This window comes from Streptomyces lincolnensis, from assembly GCF_021173675.1.
GTDB classification, from domain to species: Bacteria; Actinomycetota; Actinomycetes; order Streptomycetales; family Streptomycetaceae; genus Streptomyces; species Streptomyces lincolnensis_B.
On sequence record NZ_JAIHON010000006.1, the window covers coordinates 325,432 to 339,983 of the forward strand.

Genomic DNA, 14,552 nt, shown 5'->3' on the forward strand with positions numbered 1-14,552 from the left:
CCCCTCGCCTCAAGCAGCCTTCACGCGCGCGTGCGGCCCGGAAACGGGCTCCACGCGCGCGTGGCGTTCTGCGGCGTGTGTGTACGGCTGTCCGCCTCGGCCCGCGAACGCCTCCCTCGCACACGGCGTCAGTCCGCGAACGCCTCGCACACCGCCTCGTAGCGCCGCGTCCACCACACCGCGAGCGCGGAGGCCGCCGGGAACTGGGGGTCGGCGCGGGTGTCCCCGCGCTCGTAGTGCCAGCGCAGCATCCAGAAGTCGTTCAGTCGCTCCCACCACACCCGGTGCACGGCCGCCGTGAGCTGTGAGGGCGTGGCCCCCGCGGTACGCCGGTACGCGCGCGCGTACGCCCGGACCTTCGGCAGGTCGAGGGCGCCCGCGGGCCGTACGAAGAAGATCGCGGCGGCGCGTACGGCCTCCTCGGCGCGGGGTTTGACGCCGAGCCGGTCCCAGTCGACGATCGCGGCCGGGGCGTCGCCCTTGTAGAGCAGGTTGAACGGGTGGAAGTCCCCGTGCACCCAGCCCACCGAGCCGCCACGCGGAGGCCGCCGGTCGGCGTGCTGTTCCAGGAGCTCGCGCCGCTCCAGGAGGCGGTGACGGGCCAGCTCGTCGAAGGAGTCGGCGGGGCGGTGCCGGCGGACCCGGACGAGCAGCGCGTCGATGAGGGCGAAGGTGTCGGCGGGGTCGGGGCTGTCCACGGGGTCGGGGCTGCCGGCCGGGTCGGGGCGGTGGGAGGCCGGCAGGCGCTCGGCGGCGTGGCGGCTCGCGTCCGGTTCCGCACGCGCCCGCGTGTGCGTCGGCATCACGCGCTCCAGACTCGCGTGCACCACCCCGAGAAGCGCCCCCAGCCGTTCGCACTGCGCGGGGGTGAGCTGACCGCCGTGCCGGTGCCGGCCGTCGATCCAGGGGTGCAGGGCGTACGTGTGGCCGCCGACGACGGCGACCGTACGGCCCTCGCGGTCGGCCAGCGGCGGCGCCACGGGAACGCCCAGGCGAGCCAGGCGCTCGGTGGCCCGGTGCTGACGGGCGATCGCCGCGGGGTCGGCGGTCTCGGGGTCGAAGTGGTGCTTGAGGAAGTAGCGGCCGCGGGTCGTGCACAGCCGGTAGCCGCGGTTGAGCAGCCCTTGGTCGACGGGCTCGCAGGCGAGGACGGAACCGGCGGCGTACTGCCGGAGGAGGGCGCCCAGCGGGGGCGTGTGGGGCGTGGGGGGTGGTACACAAGAGCGCGGCACGCTGCCCGATGCTAAGGCACGATTCAGGCCTCTGAGCTGGGCGTTGTCACAGTCAGTCGCATTCTGTCACGGGATGTGCTCGAAGTGGCTTTCCAGGCCGTCGTCGATCGAGTGCACCGTGCCGAACTGCGGATCGATGCTCAGGTAGACGGGTTCGTACGGCTCGCCGTCCACGCGGCCCGGGGCGGGCCCGAAGCGCGCGATCTCGGCGGGGGTGGGGTCGTGCGCCGTGCACTCGCCCACGACCTGTACCGACCACAGGCTCTCCCCCGGCCCGGCGGAGCCGAGGTTGTCCGCCCCGTAGGCGACGACGCTGCCGACGCACGCCCGGTGGTACCCGCAGTTCCTGGGCATCCGCAGCAGCACCCGGCCGTCCACGACGATGTGCCGCGCGAGGGCGAGGAAGGGCAACGCCCGCATGCTGGTGGCCGCCCGGCCGTAGCCGGTACGGGCGAGCAGATCGACGGCGAGACGGTCGATGGCGAGCTGGTCGACGGCCGGGCGGTCGACAGCCGGGTGGTCGGCGGCGGACGGGGCGACGGCGAGGCGGTCGGCTGTGGGCATAGGGCCACTGTCCGGCACGCGCGCGTGGACGTGGAAGAGGCGCTCGGCCCCTGAGGAGGGGCCTTAGGTCCCGAGCCGCTCGCTCAGCGTCGCTGTGCCTCGGCCTGCCGCCGTGCCACGTACGCCGCCGCCTGGGAGCGCCGCTCCATGCCGAGCTTGGACAGCAGGCTCGACACATAGTTCTTGATCGTCTTCTCGGCGAGGTGCATCCGCTCGCCGATCACGCGGTTGGTCAGCCCCTCGCCGATCAGGTCCAGGATCCGGCGCTCCTGATCGGTGAGCCGCGCGAGCTCGTCGGGCTCGGCGCGCCCGCCGTCGCGCAGCCGCTCCAGCACGCGCGCGGTGGCCACCGGGTCCAGCAGGGAACGGCCGGCCGCGACGTCCCGGACGGCGTCCAGCAGTTCGTTCCCGCGGATGGCCTTCAGGACGTATCCGGAGGCGCCCGCCATGATCGCGTCGAAGAGGGCCTCGTCGTCGGCGAACGAGGTCAGCATCAGGCAGTGGACGGACTCGTCCCGCGAACGGATCTCCCGGCACACCTCGACCCCGCTGCCGTCCGGCAGGCGTACGTCGAGGACCGCCACGTCCGGATGGGCGGCCGGGATGCGGGCCAGGGCGTCGGCCGCGGTGCCGGCCTCGCCGACGACCTCGATGTCGCTCTCGACGGACAGCAGCTCATGGACACCGCGCCGCACGACCTCATGGTCGTCCAGGAGAAATACCCTGATTTTTCCGTCTTCTCGCACGCGGTCAGTGTCACACGGGACACGTGATCCCGCTTTCGGCGGGCTCTTCCCGTGACCTGGGTCACCGGGATAACGTGCCGTTGTTCCGGCCCCCTGCAAGGCTGTGACCAGGTACTGTTCCCGATTTTGCGAATTTACTTGGAAATCCAAGCAAAAACGCAGGTCAGGAGGGGTTTCACAGAATTGTGGACCACTGGGTAACGTGCTTTTTGCAGGGCGCTCGCCGGGGCACCTGTCACGCCTGTTCCCGACCGGGCCGCACCCACCCCGTGCGTCCCGTGGGCCCGCAGGCAAGCCGTACTGGCGCCCGGCGAACCCGGGTAGCCGGACCGACGGAGGAGCACACGTGACCGTGGAGAGCACTGCCGCGCGCACCACGCGACGCAGCGCAGATACGACCGGTAACACGGCCGGCAAGCGTACGACGGCGAAGAGCACGACCGCCGAGAAGCCCGCGGCGAGCGCCAGGAAGTCCGCGGCGACCGCGAAGAAGGCGCCGGTGAAGAAGGCGACCGCGAAGAAGTCGCCGAACGGCGAGCCCGAACTCGTCCAGCTGCTGACGCCCGAGGGCAAGCGCGTCAAGGACGCCGCCTACGACAAGTACGTCGCCGGCATCACCCCCGAAGACCTCCGCGGTCTGTACCGCGACATGGTTCTCACCCGCCGCTTCGACGCCGAGGCCACCTCCCTGCAACGCCAGGGCGAGCTGGGCCTGTGGGCCTCGCTGCTCGGCCAGGAGGCCGCCCAGATCGGCTCGGGCCGCGCCACCCGCGAGGACGACTACGTCTTCCCGACCTACCGCGAGCACGGCGTCGCCTGGTGCCGCGGGGTCGACCCGACGAACCTCCTCGGCATGTTCCGCGGCGTGAACAACGGCGGCTGGGACCCCAACGGCAACAACTTCCACCTCTACACGATCGTCATCGGCTCCCAGACGCTGCACGCCACGGGCTACGCGATGGGCATCGCCAAGGACGGCGCGGACAGCGCCGTGATCGCGTACTTCGGTGACGGCGCCTCCAGCCAGGGCGACGTGGCCGAATCGTTCACCTTCTCCGCGGTCTACAACGCCCCCGTGGTGTTCTTCTGCCAGAACAACCAGTGGGCGATCTCCGAGCCGACCGAGAAGCAGACCCGCGTCCCGCTCTACCAGCGCGCGCAGGGCTACGGCTTCCCCGGCGTCCGCGTCGACGGCAACGACGTCCTGGCCTGCCTCGCGGTGACGAGGTGGGCGCTGGAGCGCGCCCGCGGCGGCGAGGGCCCGACCCTGGTCGAGGCGTACACCTACCGCATGGGCGCCCACACCACCTCCGACGACCCGAGCAAGTACCGCGCCGACGAGGAGCGCGAGGCGTGGGAGGCGAAGGACCCGATCCTGCGCCTTCGCCGGTATCTGGAGGCCTCAAACCACGCGGACGAGGGATTTTTCGCGGAACTGGAGGCCGAGAGCGAGGCGTTGGGCAAACGAGTGCGCGAGGCGGTCCGCGCCATGCCGGACCCGGACCACTTCGCCATCTTCGAGAACGTCTACGCGGACGGGCACGCCCTCGTCGACGAGGAGCGGGCGCAGTTCGCCGCCTACCAGGCGTCGTTCGCTGAGGGAGAGGGGGCCTGACCATGACCGTGGAAAAGCCGGCAGTGGAAAAGATGGCGCTGGCCAAGGCGATCAACGAATCGCTGCGGCGCGCCCTGGACACCGACCCCAAGGTCCTCGTCATGGGCGAGGACGTCGGCAAGCTCGGCGGCGTCTTCCGGGTGACGGACGGCCTCCAGAAGGACTTCGGCGAGAGCCGCGTCATCGACACCCCCCTCGCCGAGTCCGGCATCGTCGGCACCGCGATCGGCCTCGCCCTGCGCGGATACCGGCCGGTCGTGGAGATCCAGTTCGACGGCTTCGTCTTCCCGGCCTACGACCAGATCGTCACCCAGCTCGCGAAGATGCACGCGCGCTCGCTGGGCAAGGTCAAGCTCCCGGTCGTCGTCCGTATCCCCTACGGCGGCGGCATCGGGGCGGTCGAGCACCACTCGGAGTCCCCCGAGGCGCTGTTCGCGCACGTGTCGGGCCTGAAGGTGGTCTCCCCGTCGAACGCGGGCGACGCCTACTGGATGATGCAGCAGGCCATCCAGAGCGACGACCCGGTGATCTTCTTCGAGCCCAAGCGGCGCTACTGGGACAAGGCCGAGGTCAACACCGAGGCGATCCCGGGCCCGCTGCACAAGGCCGAGGTGGTCCGCGAGGGCACCGACCTCACGCTCGTCGCCTACGGCCCGATGGTGAAGCTCTGCCAGGAGGTGGCCGACGCGGCCGCCGAGGAGGGCAGGTCCCTGGAGATCCTGGACCTGCGCTCGGTGTCCCCGCTGGACTTCGACTCGATCCAGGCGTCGGTGGAGAAGACCCGCCGTCTGGTGGTGGTCCACGAGGCCCCGGTGTTCTTCGGCTCGGGCGCGGAGATCGCCGCCCGGATCACGGAGCGCTGCTTCTACCACCTGGAGGCCCCGGTGCTCAGGGTCGGCGGCTATCACGCCCCCTATCCGCCGGCTCGGCTGGAGGAGGAGTACCTGCCCGGTCTGGACCGGGTACTCGACGCCGTCGACCGCTCGCTGGCGTACTGAGGAGAGGGTCGTGACGACGATGACGGAAGCGTCCGTACGCGAGTTCAAGATGCCGGACGTGGGTGAGGGTCTCACCGAGGCGGAGATCCTCAAGTGGTACGTCCAGCCCGGTGACACGGTCACCGACGGCCAGGTGGTGTGCGAGGTCGAGACCGCCAAGGCGGCCGTCGAACTGCCCATCCCCTACGACGGCGTGGTCCGCGAGCTGCGCTTCGCCGAGGGCACCACGGTGGATGTGGGCACGGCGATCATCGCGGTGGATGTCGCGGGCGGGGGCGCGGGGGCCGGCCAGGCACCCGAGGCGTCCGCGGCCGAGGCACCCGCCGCGCCGGAACCGGCGGCCCAGGAGCCGGCTACCGGGGAGAAGAAGCCCCAGGCCCGCCAGCCGGTGCTGGTCGGCTACGGCGTGGCCACCTCCTCCACCAAGCGCCGCCCCCGCAAGGGTCCGGAGATCCCGGCCCAGGAGGCGTCGAAGGCGATCCAGGGCGAGCTGAACGGCCATGGGACGGCCGCCGCGACCGCGACGCCGCGCCCGTTGGCCAAGCCGCCGGTGCGCAAGCTGGCCAAGGACCTGGGTGTCGACCTGGCGACGGTGATCCCGTCCGGCCCGGACGGCATCATCACGCGCGAGGACGTCCACGCGGCGGTGGCCCCGCCGCGCCAGGCCCCCGAGCCGGTGACGGCAGCGCCCGCGCCGCCGGTGTCCGCTCCCGCGGCGCCGTCGGCGTCGTACGACGTCACGCGCGAGACCCGGATCCCGGTCCGGGGGGTGCGCAAGGCGACGGCCGCGGCGATGGTCGGCTCGGCGTTCACCGCGCCGCATGTCACCGAGTTCGTGACGGTCGACGTGACCCGCACGATGAAGCTGGTCGAGGAGCTCAAGCAGGACAAGGAGCTCCAGGGGCTGCGGGTCAATCCGCTGCTGCTGATCGCCAAGGCGCTGCTGGTCGCGATCAGGCGCAACCCGGACGTCAACGCGTCCTGGGACGAGGCGGCGCAGGAGATCGTGGTCAAGCACTACGTCAACCTGGGCATCGCGGCGGCCACCCCGCGCGGGCTGATCGTCCCGAACATCAAGGACGCCGACGCCAAGACGCTGCCCCAACTGGCCCAGGCGCTGGCCGAGCTGGTCGCCACGGCCCGCGAGGGCAAGACGTCCCCGGCCGCCATGCAGGGCGGCACGGTGACCATCACCAACGTCGGCGTCTTCGGCGTCGACACCGGCACCCCGATCCTGCCGCCCGGCGAGTCGGCGATCCTCGCCGTCGGCGCGATCAAGCTCCAGCCGTGGGTCCACAAGGGCAAGGTGAAGCCCCGTCAGGTCACCACCCTGGCCCTCTCCTTCGACCACCGCCTGGTCGACGGCGAACTGGGCTCGAAGGTCCTGGCCGACGTGGCGGCCATCCTGGAACAACCCAAGCGCCTGATCACCTGGGCGTAGCAAACGGGGCCGCGCTTCCCACCCCGGACGCGCGGCCCCATCCGCCCACGAGCGGTCACAACGACACCACCAGCCGCATCCGCACATAGTCGGCCCCCGCAGGCCCCGGCCGCCGACACCCGTCCGCCCGTCAGCCGCGCCGCGCATAGAAGGCCCGGGCCCGCTCATTGCGCTCCCACGCTTCGAGCACGCCCGTGCCCAGGGACGCCTCCCGCAGGAACTCGACGTAGGCCGTGTGCAGCCGACCACCGATGCCCTGCCCCCACTGGTCCGGCCACACATGGATCTGATGGAGCTGCCCCACGGCTGCGGCATCGAGGTCGGCGTCCGCGCACCCGCCCGGTCGGTAGTAGGCGGCTCGGGCGGCGGTGTGCAGGTCGGTGATGGCGTCCAGGTCGGCGAGGGTCGCGGGGCGCACGGTGGGAGCAGGTGGGTTCATGGGGGCATGGTGAAGGGCCCGTCACCAGTGGCGACGGGCCCTTTGCGCAAGTACTGCCTGATGTTGGGTCAGCCGAGCTTGGCGAAGCCGTAGTTGAGGAGCTTCTTGGCGTCGGTCTCGCGCTGGGTGCCGTTCGTGGAGGCGAGGACCGTGCCGTAGACGGTCTTGCCGTTGCGGGTGGCGGCGAAGACGAGGCAGTAGCCGGCCTCGTCGCCGGAGCCGGTCTTCACGCCGATGGTGCCGCTGTAGTTGTTGAGCAGCGTGTTGGTGTTCTTCCACGTGCCCATCGTGCGGGTGCTGCCGGTCTTGGTGATGGTCTTCGCGGTGTACGCCTTCGTCTTCACCACCGTGCGGAAGGTGGAGTTCTTCATCGCGCTGCTGGCGAGCTTCGTCAGGTCCTTCGGCGTGGAGTAGTTCTTGCCGTTGCCGATGCCGTCGAACGAGTCGAAGTGCGTGTTGGTCAGGCCGAGCTTCCTCGCCTCGGTGTTCATCTTGCCGATGAACGACTTCACCCGCGCCGCACGGGTCGAGCCCGAGCCGAACTTGTCGGCCAGCGCGTACGCGGCGTCGCAGCCGGACGGCAGCATCAGCCCGTAGAGCAGCTGGCGCACGGTGACCTTGTCACCGACGATCAGCCGGGCGGACGAGGCGCCCTTGGACACGATGTAGTCGCTGTACGCCTTCTGGATCGTGACCTTGCTGTTCAGGTTGAGGTTCGACTGCGCGAGGACGACCTTCGCAGTCATGATCTTCGTGGTGGAGCCGGTGGAGCGCTTGGTGTTCGCGGCCTTGCTGTACAGACCCGCGCCGTTCGCGTTGTTCATCACGTAGCCGCCCTTGGCGACGATCGTGGGCGCGGTGACGGCCTGTGCGGGGACCGCGGTGAGGGCTCCGGTCGCGAGGACGGCGCCGGCGGTCATGGAGACGGCGGCGGCTCGGCGGAAGCGGACGGACCGGAAGCCGCCCTTGATGCCCGTTATCAACTGAGATACCCCGATGTTGTCGAATGCCCCTGGAATGCGGCCGGTCGAGTTGAGCAAGGAATGTGGGGCCGCAGGTGTGTGACTCGTAACTAGCACAGAAGGTTGTGGGGTTGCTCGGGCGGGGTTGGGTTCTTTACCGGACGATCTGATCTACCCGTCCGTATCCTGGACGGTCGCCATCATGCGTACGTGTTGTATCTAAGCTGTGGGCATGAGCCTGGCCGTCAAGCAACCTCCCGCCGCCGACCGCGTCTACGCCCACGTCAAGCAGGGTGTTCTGGAGCGCCGCTACGAGGGCGGCATCCTCCTGACCGAGGGCGAGCTGGCCGAGGCCGTCGGCGTTTCCCGCACACCCGTGCGGGAGGCGCTGCTGCGGCTGGAGGTCGAGGGGCTCATCAAGCTGTACCCGAAAAAGGGAGCCCTCGTCCTGCCCGTCTCCGCCCAGGAGATCGCCGACGTCGTCGAGACCCGGCTACTGGTCGAGGAGCACGCGGCCCGCAAGGCGGTCCCCGCCCCCGCCGGGCTCGTCGAACGCCTGGAGGAACTGCTCGCCAAGCAGAAGCAGCAGGCCGCCGCCGGAGACCTCGCCGGAGCCGCCGTCACCGACCGCTGCTTCCACGCCGAGATCGTCCGCAGCGGCGGCAACGAGATCCTCTCCCGGCTCTACGACCAACTGCGCGACCGCCAGCTGCGCATGGGCGTCGCCGTCCTGCACTCCCACCCCGACCGGATCGCCAAGACCCTCACCGAGCACGAGGAGATCCTCCAGGCGCTGCGCTCCGGGGACGCGGAGGCCGCGGTGGGCATCGTCCACCGGCACGTCAGCTGGTTCTCCCACCTGGCACGGGGTGAGGTCCGATGAGCCGGACCGTGGGCACCACCCTCCCGGGCGACCCTCCGGGCGGACGGCGCGCGGCGGCCGTCTGGGGGATCGGCGTCTCCGTCTACTTCGTCGCGGTCATCTTCCGTACGTCCCTCGGCGTCGCCGGCCTCGACGCGGCCGACCGCTTCCATGTGAACGCCTCCGCGCTGTCGACCTTCTCGATCCTCCAGCTCCTCGTCTACGCCGGCATGCAGATACCCGTGGGCCTGCTGGTCGACCGGCTCGGCACGAAGAAGGTGCTGGGCCTGGGAGTGGTCCTCTTCACCGTGGGCCAGCTCGGCTTCGCCTTCTCCCCGTCGTACGGCATGGCCCTGGCCTCGCGCGCCCTGCTCGGCTGCGGCGACGCGATGACCTTCATCAGCGTGCTGCGGCTGGGCACCCGGTGGTTCCCGGCCCGGCGCGGCCCGCTGATCGCGCAGCTCGCCGGACTGGTCGGCATGGCGGGCAACCTGGTCTCCACCCTCGTCCTGGCCCGGCTGCTGCACGGCATCGGCTGGACGGCGGCCTTCGCGGGCAGCGCGCTCGCCGGTGTCGTCGTCTTCGTCCTGCTCCTGCTGTTCCTGAAGGACCACCCCGAGGGGCACGAACCGGAGCCCTTCCCGCACCGGGGCGCCGCCTACGTACGGCGTCAGATCGTCGCGTCCTGGCGCGAACCGGGGACCCGGCTCGGGCTCTGGGTGCACTTCACCACCCAGTTCCCGGCCATGGTGTTCCTGCTCCTGTGGGGCCTGCCCTTCCTGGTCGAGGCCCAGGGCCTGTCCCGGGCGACCGCGGGCGAACTCCTCACCCTCGTCGTCCTGTCCAACATGGTGATCGGCCTGGTCTACGGCCAGGTCGTCGCCCGGCACCACGAGGCGCGGCTGCCGCTCGCGCTGACCACCGTGGGGGCGACGGCACTGCTGTGGGGCGCCACGCTGGCCTACCCCGGCGACCACGCGCCGATGTGGCTGCTGGTCGTGCTGTGCGTGGTGCTCGGGGCGTGCGGGCCCGCCTCGATGCTCGGCTTCGACTTCGCCCGGCCGGCGAACCCGCCCGAGCGGCAGGGCACCGCCTCCGGCATCACCAACATGGGCGGGTTCGTCGCCTCGATGACCACGCTGTTCGCCGTCGGCGTGCTGCTCGACGCCACGGGCGACGACTACTCCGTCGCCTTCTCCTCCGTCTTCGTCCTCCAGGCCCTCGGGGTCAGCCAGATCCTGCGGCTGCGCAAGCGGGCGATCCGGCGGGAGCGGGAGCGACTGGTGGCGTCGCGGGTGGAGACGGTTCACGTCCCTGCGTGACGTCGCCGTGGGGTTGGGGCGCCGTCCCTGGGGGCTGCCGCCCCCAGACCCCCGCTTCGGCCCTGAAGGGGCCTCGTCCTCAATCGCCGGACGGGCTCAAAATACTCAGGCGACCGGGACCAGCGTGAGGTACGCGTAGCCCAGGACTCCCCGGTACGTCAGCCACTGGGCGCGGTGGCGGTCGAGGCGGGCGCGGGTCTCGGCGGCGAGGGGGTGGCCGGAGTTCGACGCGAGCCATACCTCGGTGTCGGCCTGGTAGCCGGACTCGAACTCCTCCCACTCGTCGAGGTTCGCCGTCTCGGTCCACTCGGGCCGGAAGCCCGCGGCCACGGCGGCGTCGACCAGACGGGCGAGGTCGTAGTGCTCGCCCGCCGAGGCGTCCGGCCACATGCCGGACAGCTCCGCCGGGGTCGGGGTGCGCTGCCAGAAGCCCTCGCCGAACAGGACACGGCCGCCGTCGGTCACCAGGCGGCGCAGCTCCCGCAGGGCCTCGTCGGTGTGGTGGGGCGGCTCGGCCGTGCTCAGGGCCTGGCCGGAGCCCAGGCACAGCACGAGGTCGGCGGGAGCGCGGGTCGTGCCCAGGGCCGACTCCGCCACGAAGTCCGCCCGGTCGGCGAGGCCCCGTGCCGTGGCGTCGCGGCGGCCCCGGGCCAGGTCCTCTTCCCTGAGGTCGAGACCGACGGCGGTCGCCTGCGGTACGGCCTCCAGGACGCGCAGCATGAACTCGCCCCAGCCGCAGCCGATGTCGAGCACGGTGGTGGGTTGTGTGGCCGCGAGTCTCTGGATGAGGGTGGTGGCTCGGGTCTCGGAGAGAGGGCCGTGGAAGGTGAGGCGGGTGAGGTGGGGTGGGGTGTCGGCGTGAGTGTCGGTATGAGTGTTGGTCATGCGGCGGACGGTAATGGGGGGTTGCCTGGGGCGACAGCGAATATCGGGTGCCGGGAGTTCTGGGCGCAGGTCCCTGGGGGCTTCGCCCCCAGACCCCCATCGGCCCTGAAGGGGCCTCGTCCTCAAACGCCGGACGGGCTGAAAGCCCGCCCCCTACCGCGTCACCGTGAAGTTGCGCAGGATCGCCGTCGTCAGGGTCGGGTCGCCCTCCGCCTTCACGCGGTCGGCGGCGGCGTCCACGGTCACGCGGCCGCAGGCGAGGCGGACGTAGGTCTCCCAGTCGAGGGTGAGGGTGGCGGCGGGGCCGAGGGCCGGGGCGGTTTCGAGGGTGCCGCGGCCCTGGATGTCGACGCGGATGGTGCGGAGGAACTCGATGGGGCCGTGCACGTCGAAGACGATCGCCGAGCTGCGCGGGGCGTCGGCCTTGACGGCCACGATCTCGGGGAGCGCGTCGAGCAGCACGTCACGGGCGACGTGCGCGCCGGGGGAGTCGAGGTTGCCGGGACGGCCGAGGGCGGTGCGCAGGTCCTGTTCGTGCACCCAGACGTCGAACGCGTGCTTGCGCATGGATTCCTCGAGCGTCAGTTCGCTGCCGAGCGGTCCGCGTACCTTCGTGCCCGGGTCCCGGGACTCGTTGCGCAGTTGGCGGTTGCGGCGGATGACCGTGTACTCCAGCTCGGAGGTCATCTCGGGCGCCGTGTGGTGGCGGCGGACGTCGACCTGCATCTCCATGTACCGCTGGTGGTCGTTGGTGACGTGGTACAGGTCGCGCGGGAGTGTGTGGATGGGGCGCGGGTCGCCGAGCATCTCGCAGTCCAGGCCGATGACATGGGACACGACGTCACGGACCGACCAGCCGGGGCACGGGGTACGCCGGTTCCACTCTCCCTCCACAAGCGGGGTCACCAGCTCGGATATCGCTTCGATGGAGTGGGTCCAGGCGTCGGCGTAGGGCTGGAGGGTGGGATGCAGACTCACGGAACGGGACCCCTCGGCGGTCGGTGCACGGGCAGGTGGTGGCGGCGTTGCCAGTGGGAGGCGGTGGCTGTCGGCGGGTGTCTTGGAACGCTAAGTTACGCTGCTGTGAGGCACCCCGGCAGTGCTTTCGTGTGACGATCGTAGGCCCGTGTGGACGGCTCGAATGCCAGGACGGTGGTAGTGTGCGCGCCTCTCTGATCCAGATCGCCGTGGAAGAGGGCGAATCCGTCGAATCCCGTCGGCCCCGCGTGGCCTCTCTGGTACGGGAACAGGCCGGTGCCGACCTGGTCGTCCTGCCGGAGTTGTGGACCACCGGAGCCTTCGCCTTCGAGGAGTTCGACGCCGAGGCCGAGCCGCTCCAGGGTCCGACGTACGAGGCGATGGCGAAGGCGGCGAGCGACGCGGGCGTCTGGCTGCACGCGGGCTCGATCCCCGAGCGCACCCCGGACGGGGCCCTCTACAACACCTCCCTCGTCTTCTCACCCTCCGGCGACCTGGCCGCCTCCTACCGCAAGATCCACCGCTTCGGCTTCGACAAGGGCGAGGCCGTGCTGATGGGCGCGGGGCACGAGCTGGTGACGGTCCGTCTGCCGCACACCACGGTGGGCGTGGCCACCTGCTACGACCTCCGTTTCCCCGAGCTGTTCCGCGGTCTCGTCGACGCCGGTGCCGAGACCCTCGTCGTCCCCGCGGGCTGGCCGGAGCGCCGCCGGGCGCACTGGACGCTGCTGGCCCAGGCGCGGGCGGTCGAGAACCAGGCGTTCGTGCTCGCCTGTGGAACGGCCGGGACGCACGCGGGAGTTCCGCAGGCCGGTCACTCGATCGTGGTCGATCCGTGGGGCGAGGTCCTGGCGGAGGCCGGCGCCGACGAGGAGGTCCTCACGGTCGAGTTCGACCCGTCGCGGGTGGCGACGACCCGCGAGCAGTTCCCGGCCCTGAAGGACCGGGTGCTGGGGCTGGAAGCGCCCCGCAGGCTCTAGTCCTCCCCAGTCCTCCCTAGCCATCCCTAGTCCTCCCGTTCCTTCTCCGCCAGGTGGATCACGCACACCGCCACCGCGATCAGCAGCGCCGGGTCCGCGTCCTCGCGGACGATGTCGACGCCGTAGGTCTCGCGGACGTGCAGCCAGCGGCGGGAGACGACGGCCAGCAGTTCGCCGTCGTACTCGACGGCGAACTCGCGGTCGAGGATCTTGCCGCTGACGTCGAGTTCGGTGCCGCCGTCGGCGAGGGAGACGCGGTAGTGGTTGCGCAGCAGCGACAGGCGTTTCCGCCTGATCGTCGCCAGGGGTTCGCCGTTCCGCTCGATGATCATCGTGTCGCGCAGGGCGAACATCTTCTGCCGGATGTCGATCAGGACCCGCCCCTGGCGGTCCTTGAGCTCGAAGGTGTCCCGCAGCCGCATCGCCTTGCCGTCGACGAGGAACACCTTCTCGCCCCGGTCGTCCTCGATCCAGTAGTCGTCACCGATGCCGAGGAGCCGGTCGCGTACGAGGAATCTCATACCCTCACCGCTTCCCCGGCGGCCGGTCCGAAACGCCGCCGGTAGGCCGACGGGCTGAGCCCGGTCTCGCGGCGCACACGCGCGCGGAGGTTCGCGGCCGTCCCCAGCCCGCTGCGGGCCGCCACCACGTCCAGGCGTTCCTCCCCGCGCTCGATCAGCCGGCACGCCAGCGCCACGCGCTCCCCCGTCAGCCAGGCCAGCGGGGTCGTCCCGAGCTGGACACGGAAGCGCCGGTGGAGCGTGGCGGGGGAGACGGCCGCGCGGGTCGCGAGATCGGCCACCGTCAGCGGCTCCCCCAGCCGTTCCTGGGCCCACGCGAGCAGTGGGCCCAGGGACTCGTCCCGTACGTCGGGCACCGGCCGTTCCACGAACTGGCGCTGCCCGCCGTCGCGATGGGCGGCGAACACCAGCCGCCGCGACACGGCGTTGGCGATCTCCGCGCCGTGGTCCCGCCGTACGACGTGCAGGCCGAGGTCGAGCGCGGCGGCGCTCCCGGCGGCGGTCAGGATGCCTCCCTCGTCGAGGAAGAGCACGTCGGCCTCCAGCCGGACCTTCGGGTGCAGCTCGCGGAAGAGGTCGGCCCACATCCAGTGCGTGGTGGCCCGCAGGCCGTCCAGCAGCCCGGCCTCGGCGAGGGCGAAGCTGCCGGTGCACAGGCTCATCACACGGGCCCCGCGCGCGTGGGTGCGCCGGATGGCCTCCAGGACGTCCTCACCGCGCGGGACGACGTTGTCGGGACGGCCCGGTACGACCAGGGTGTCGGCGTCGTCCACCGCCTCCAGACCGGGCACGCCGGACAGGGTGAAGAAGCCGTGGTTCATCCGCACCTCGGGCGTCGGCGTGCACAGCGTCACCTCGTACAGCGGCCCGGGCAGCCCGAGTTCGGGGCGCGGCAGCCCGAACAGCTCGGTGGCGACACCCACCTCGAAGGGGTTGGTGCCCTCGTCGACGATCACGGCGACCCTGTGAGGGCGATACTGAGAGGATCCTTGCGGCATGTGCGATTT

15 protein-coding genes are annotated in these 14,552 nt (G+C 71.1%); 6 read left to right on the forward strand and 9 right to left on the reverse strand.

Annotation, left to right across the window (positions count from 1 at the left end; genetic code table 11):
- Window positions 1-128 precede the first annotated feature (128 nt).
- From K4B79_RS19300 to K4B79_RS19310, 3 genes are all read right to left on the reverse strand, one after another.
- Window positions 129-1,232, reverse strand: a complete 1,104-nt coding sequence (locus K4B79_RS19300) for a phosphotransferase (protein WP_232028023.1) — start codon at window positions 1,230-1,232, stop codon at window positions 129-131.
- 66 nt (window positions 1,233-1,298) lie between these two features.
- Complete coding sequence (locus tag K4B79_RS19305; protein WP_232028024.1) at window positions 1,299-1,796, reverse strand: pyridoxamine 5'-phosphate oxidase family protein; 498 nt, start codon at window positions 1,794-1,796, stop codon at window positions 1,299-1,301.
- 83 nt (window positions 1,797-1,879) lie between these two features.
- Window positions 1,880-2,542: a response regulator gene (locus K4B79_RS19310; protein WP_232028025.1), complete on the reverse strand. Its 663-nt coding sequence runs from the start codon at window positions 2,540-2,542 to the stop codon at window positions 1,880-1,882.
- Window positions 2,543-2,888: 346 nt separating this feature from the next.
- Between K4B79_RS19310 and pdhA the strand changes: the two genes are divergently transcribed.
- Genes pdhA through K4B79_RS19325 form a run of 3 tightly spaced genes read left to right on the forward strand, consistent with a single transcriptional unit; the run spans window position 2,889 to window position 6,596 of the window.
- Complete coding sequence (gene pdhA, locus K4B79_RS19315; protein WP_232028026.1) at window positions 2,889-4,157, forward strand: pyruvate dehydrogenase (acetyl-transferring) E1 component subunit alpha; 1,269 nt, start codon at window positions 2,889-2,891, stop codon at window positions 4,155-4,157.
- Window positions 4,158-4,159: 2 nt separating this feature from the next.
- Window positions 4,160-5,155, forward strand: coding sequence for an alpha-ketoacid dehydrogenase subunit beta (locus K4B79_RS19320; protein WP_232028027.1), 996 nt, complete (start codon window positions 4,160-4,162; stop codon window positions 5,153-5,155).
- Between the two features lie 10 nt (window positions 5,156-5,165).
- On the forward strand, window positions 5,166-6,596 hold the full coding sequence (locus K4B79_RS19325; RefSeq protein ID WP_232028028.1) for a dihydrolipoamide acetyltransferase family protein: 1,431 nt from the start codon (window positions 5,166-5,168) through the stop codon (window positions 6,594-6,596).
- A 130-nt stretch (window positions 6,597-6,726) separates the two neighbouring features.
- On the opposite strand, the gene K4B79_RS19330 is transcribed toward K4B79_RS19325, so the two are convergent.
- Both K4B79_RS19330 and K4B79_RS19335 read right to left on the reverse strand, forming a co-directional pair.
- Complete coding sequence (locus K4B79_RS19330; protein ID WP_232028029.1) at window positions 6,727-7,035, reverse strand: GNAT family N-acetyltransferase; 309 nt, start codon at window positions 7,033-7,035, stop codon at window positions 6,727-6,729.
- Between the two features lie 68 nt (window positions 7,036-7,103).
- Entirely contained in the window at window positions 7,104-8,018 is a 915-nt protein-coding gene (locus K4B79_RS19335) for a D-alanyl-D-alanine carboxypeptidase family protein (protein ID WP_232028031.1), read from the reverse strand.
- Between the two features lie 211 nt (window positions 8,019-8,229).
- On the opposite strand from K4B79_RS19335, the gene K4B79_RS19340 reads away from it, so the two are divergent.
- The gene (locus K4B79_RS19340) at window positions 8,230-8,880 is read left to right on the forward strand and encodes a GntR family transcriptional regulator (protein WP_232028033.1); all 651 of its coding nucleotides are present in this window, start codon (window positions 8,230-8,232) and stop codon (window positions 8,878-8,880) included.
- A complete protein-coding gene (locus K4B79_RS19345; RefSeq protein ID WP_232028035.1) occupies window positions 8,877-10,181 on the forward strand; it encodes an MFS transporter in 1,305 nt (434 codons plus the stop codon). The genes K4B79_RS19340 and K4B79_RS19345 overlap by 4 nt, the downstream gene beginning before the upstream one ends.
- Before the next feature lie 105 nt (window positions 10,182-10,286).
- Here K4B79_RS19345 and K4B79_RS19350 read toward each other — a convergent pair whose 3' ends face one another.
- Entirely contained in the window at window positions 10,287-11,066 is a 780-nt protein-coding gene (locus K4B79_RS19350; protein ID WP_232028037.1) for an SAM-dependent methyltransferase, read from the reverse strand.
- A gap of 153 nt (window positions 11,067-11,219) precedes the next feature.
- Complete coding sequence (locus K4B79_RS19355) at window positions 11,220-12,044, reverse strand: maleylpyruvate isomerase family mycothiol-dependent enzyme (RefSeq protein ID WP_232028038.1); 825 nt, start codon at window positions 12,042-12,044, stop codon at window positions 11,220-11,222.
- 182 nt (window positions 12,045-12,226) lie between these two features.
- On the opposite strand from K4B79_RS19355, the gene K4B79_RS19360 reads away from it, so the two are divergent.
- Window positions 12,227-13,024, forward strand: coding sequence for a carbon-nitrogen family hydrolase (locus K4B79_RS19360; RefSeq protein WP_232028039.1), 798 nt, complete (start codon window positions 12,227-12,229; stop codon window positions 13,022-13,024).
- Window positions 13,025-13,050: 26 nt separating this feature from the next.
- Here the strand turns inward: K4B79_RS19360 and K4B79_RS19365 are convergent, their stop codons facing one another.
- Both K4B79_RS19365 and K4B79_RS19370 read right to left on the reverse strand, forming a co-directional pair.
- Window positions 13,051-13,545, reverse strand: coding sequence for an LURP-one-related/scramblase family protein (locus K4B79_RS19365; protein ID WP_232028040.1), 495 nt, complete (start codon window positions 13,543-13,545; stop codon window positions 13,051-13,053).
- Window positions 13,542-14,543, reverse strand: a complete 1,002-nt coding sequence (locus K4B79_RS19370) for a GlxA family transcriptional regulator (RefSeq protein WP_232028041.1) — start codon at window positions 14,541-14,543, stop codon at window positions 13,542-13,544. The genes K4B79_RS19365 and K4B79_RS19370 overlap by 4 nt, the downstream gene beginning before the upstream one ends.
- Window positions 14,544-14,552: the final 9 nt, after the last annotated feature.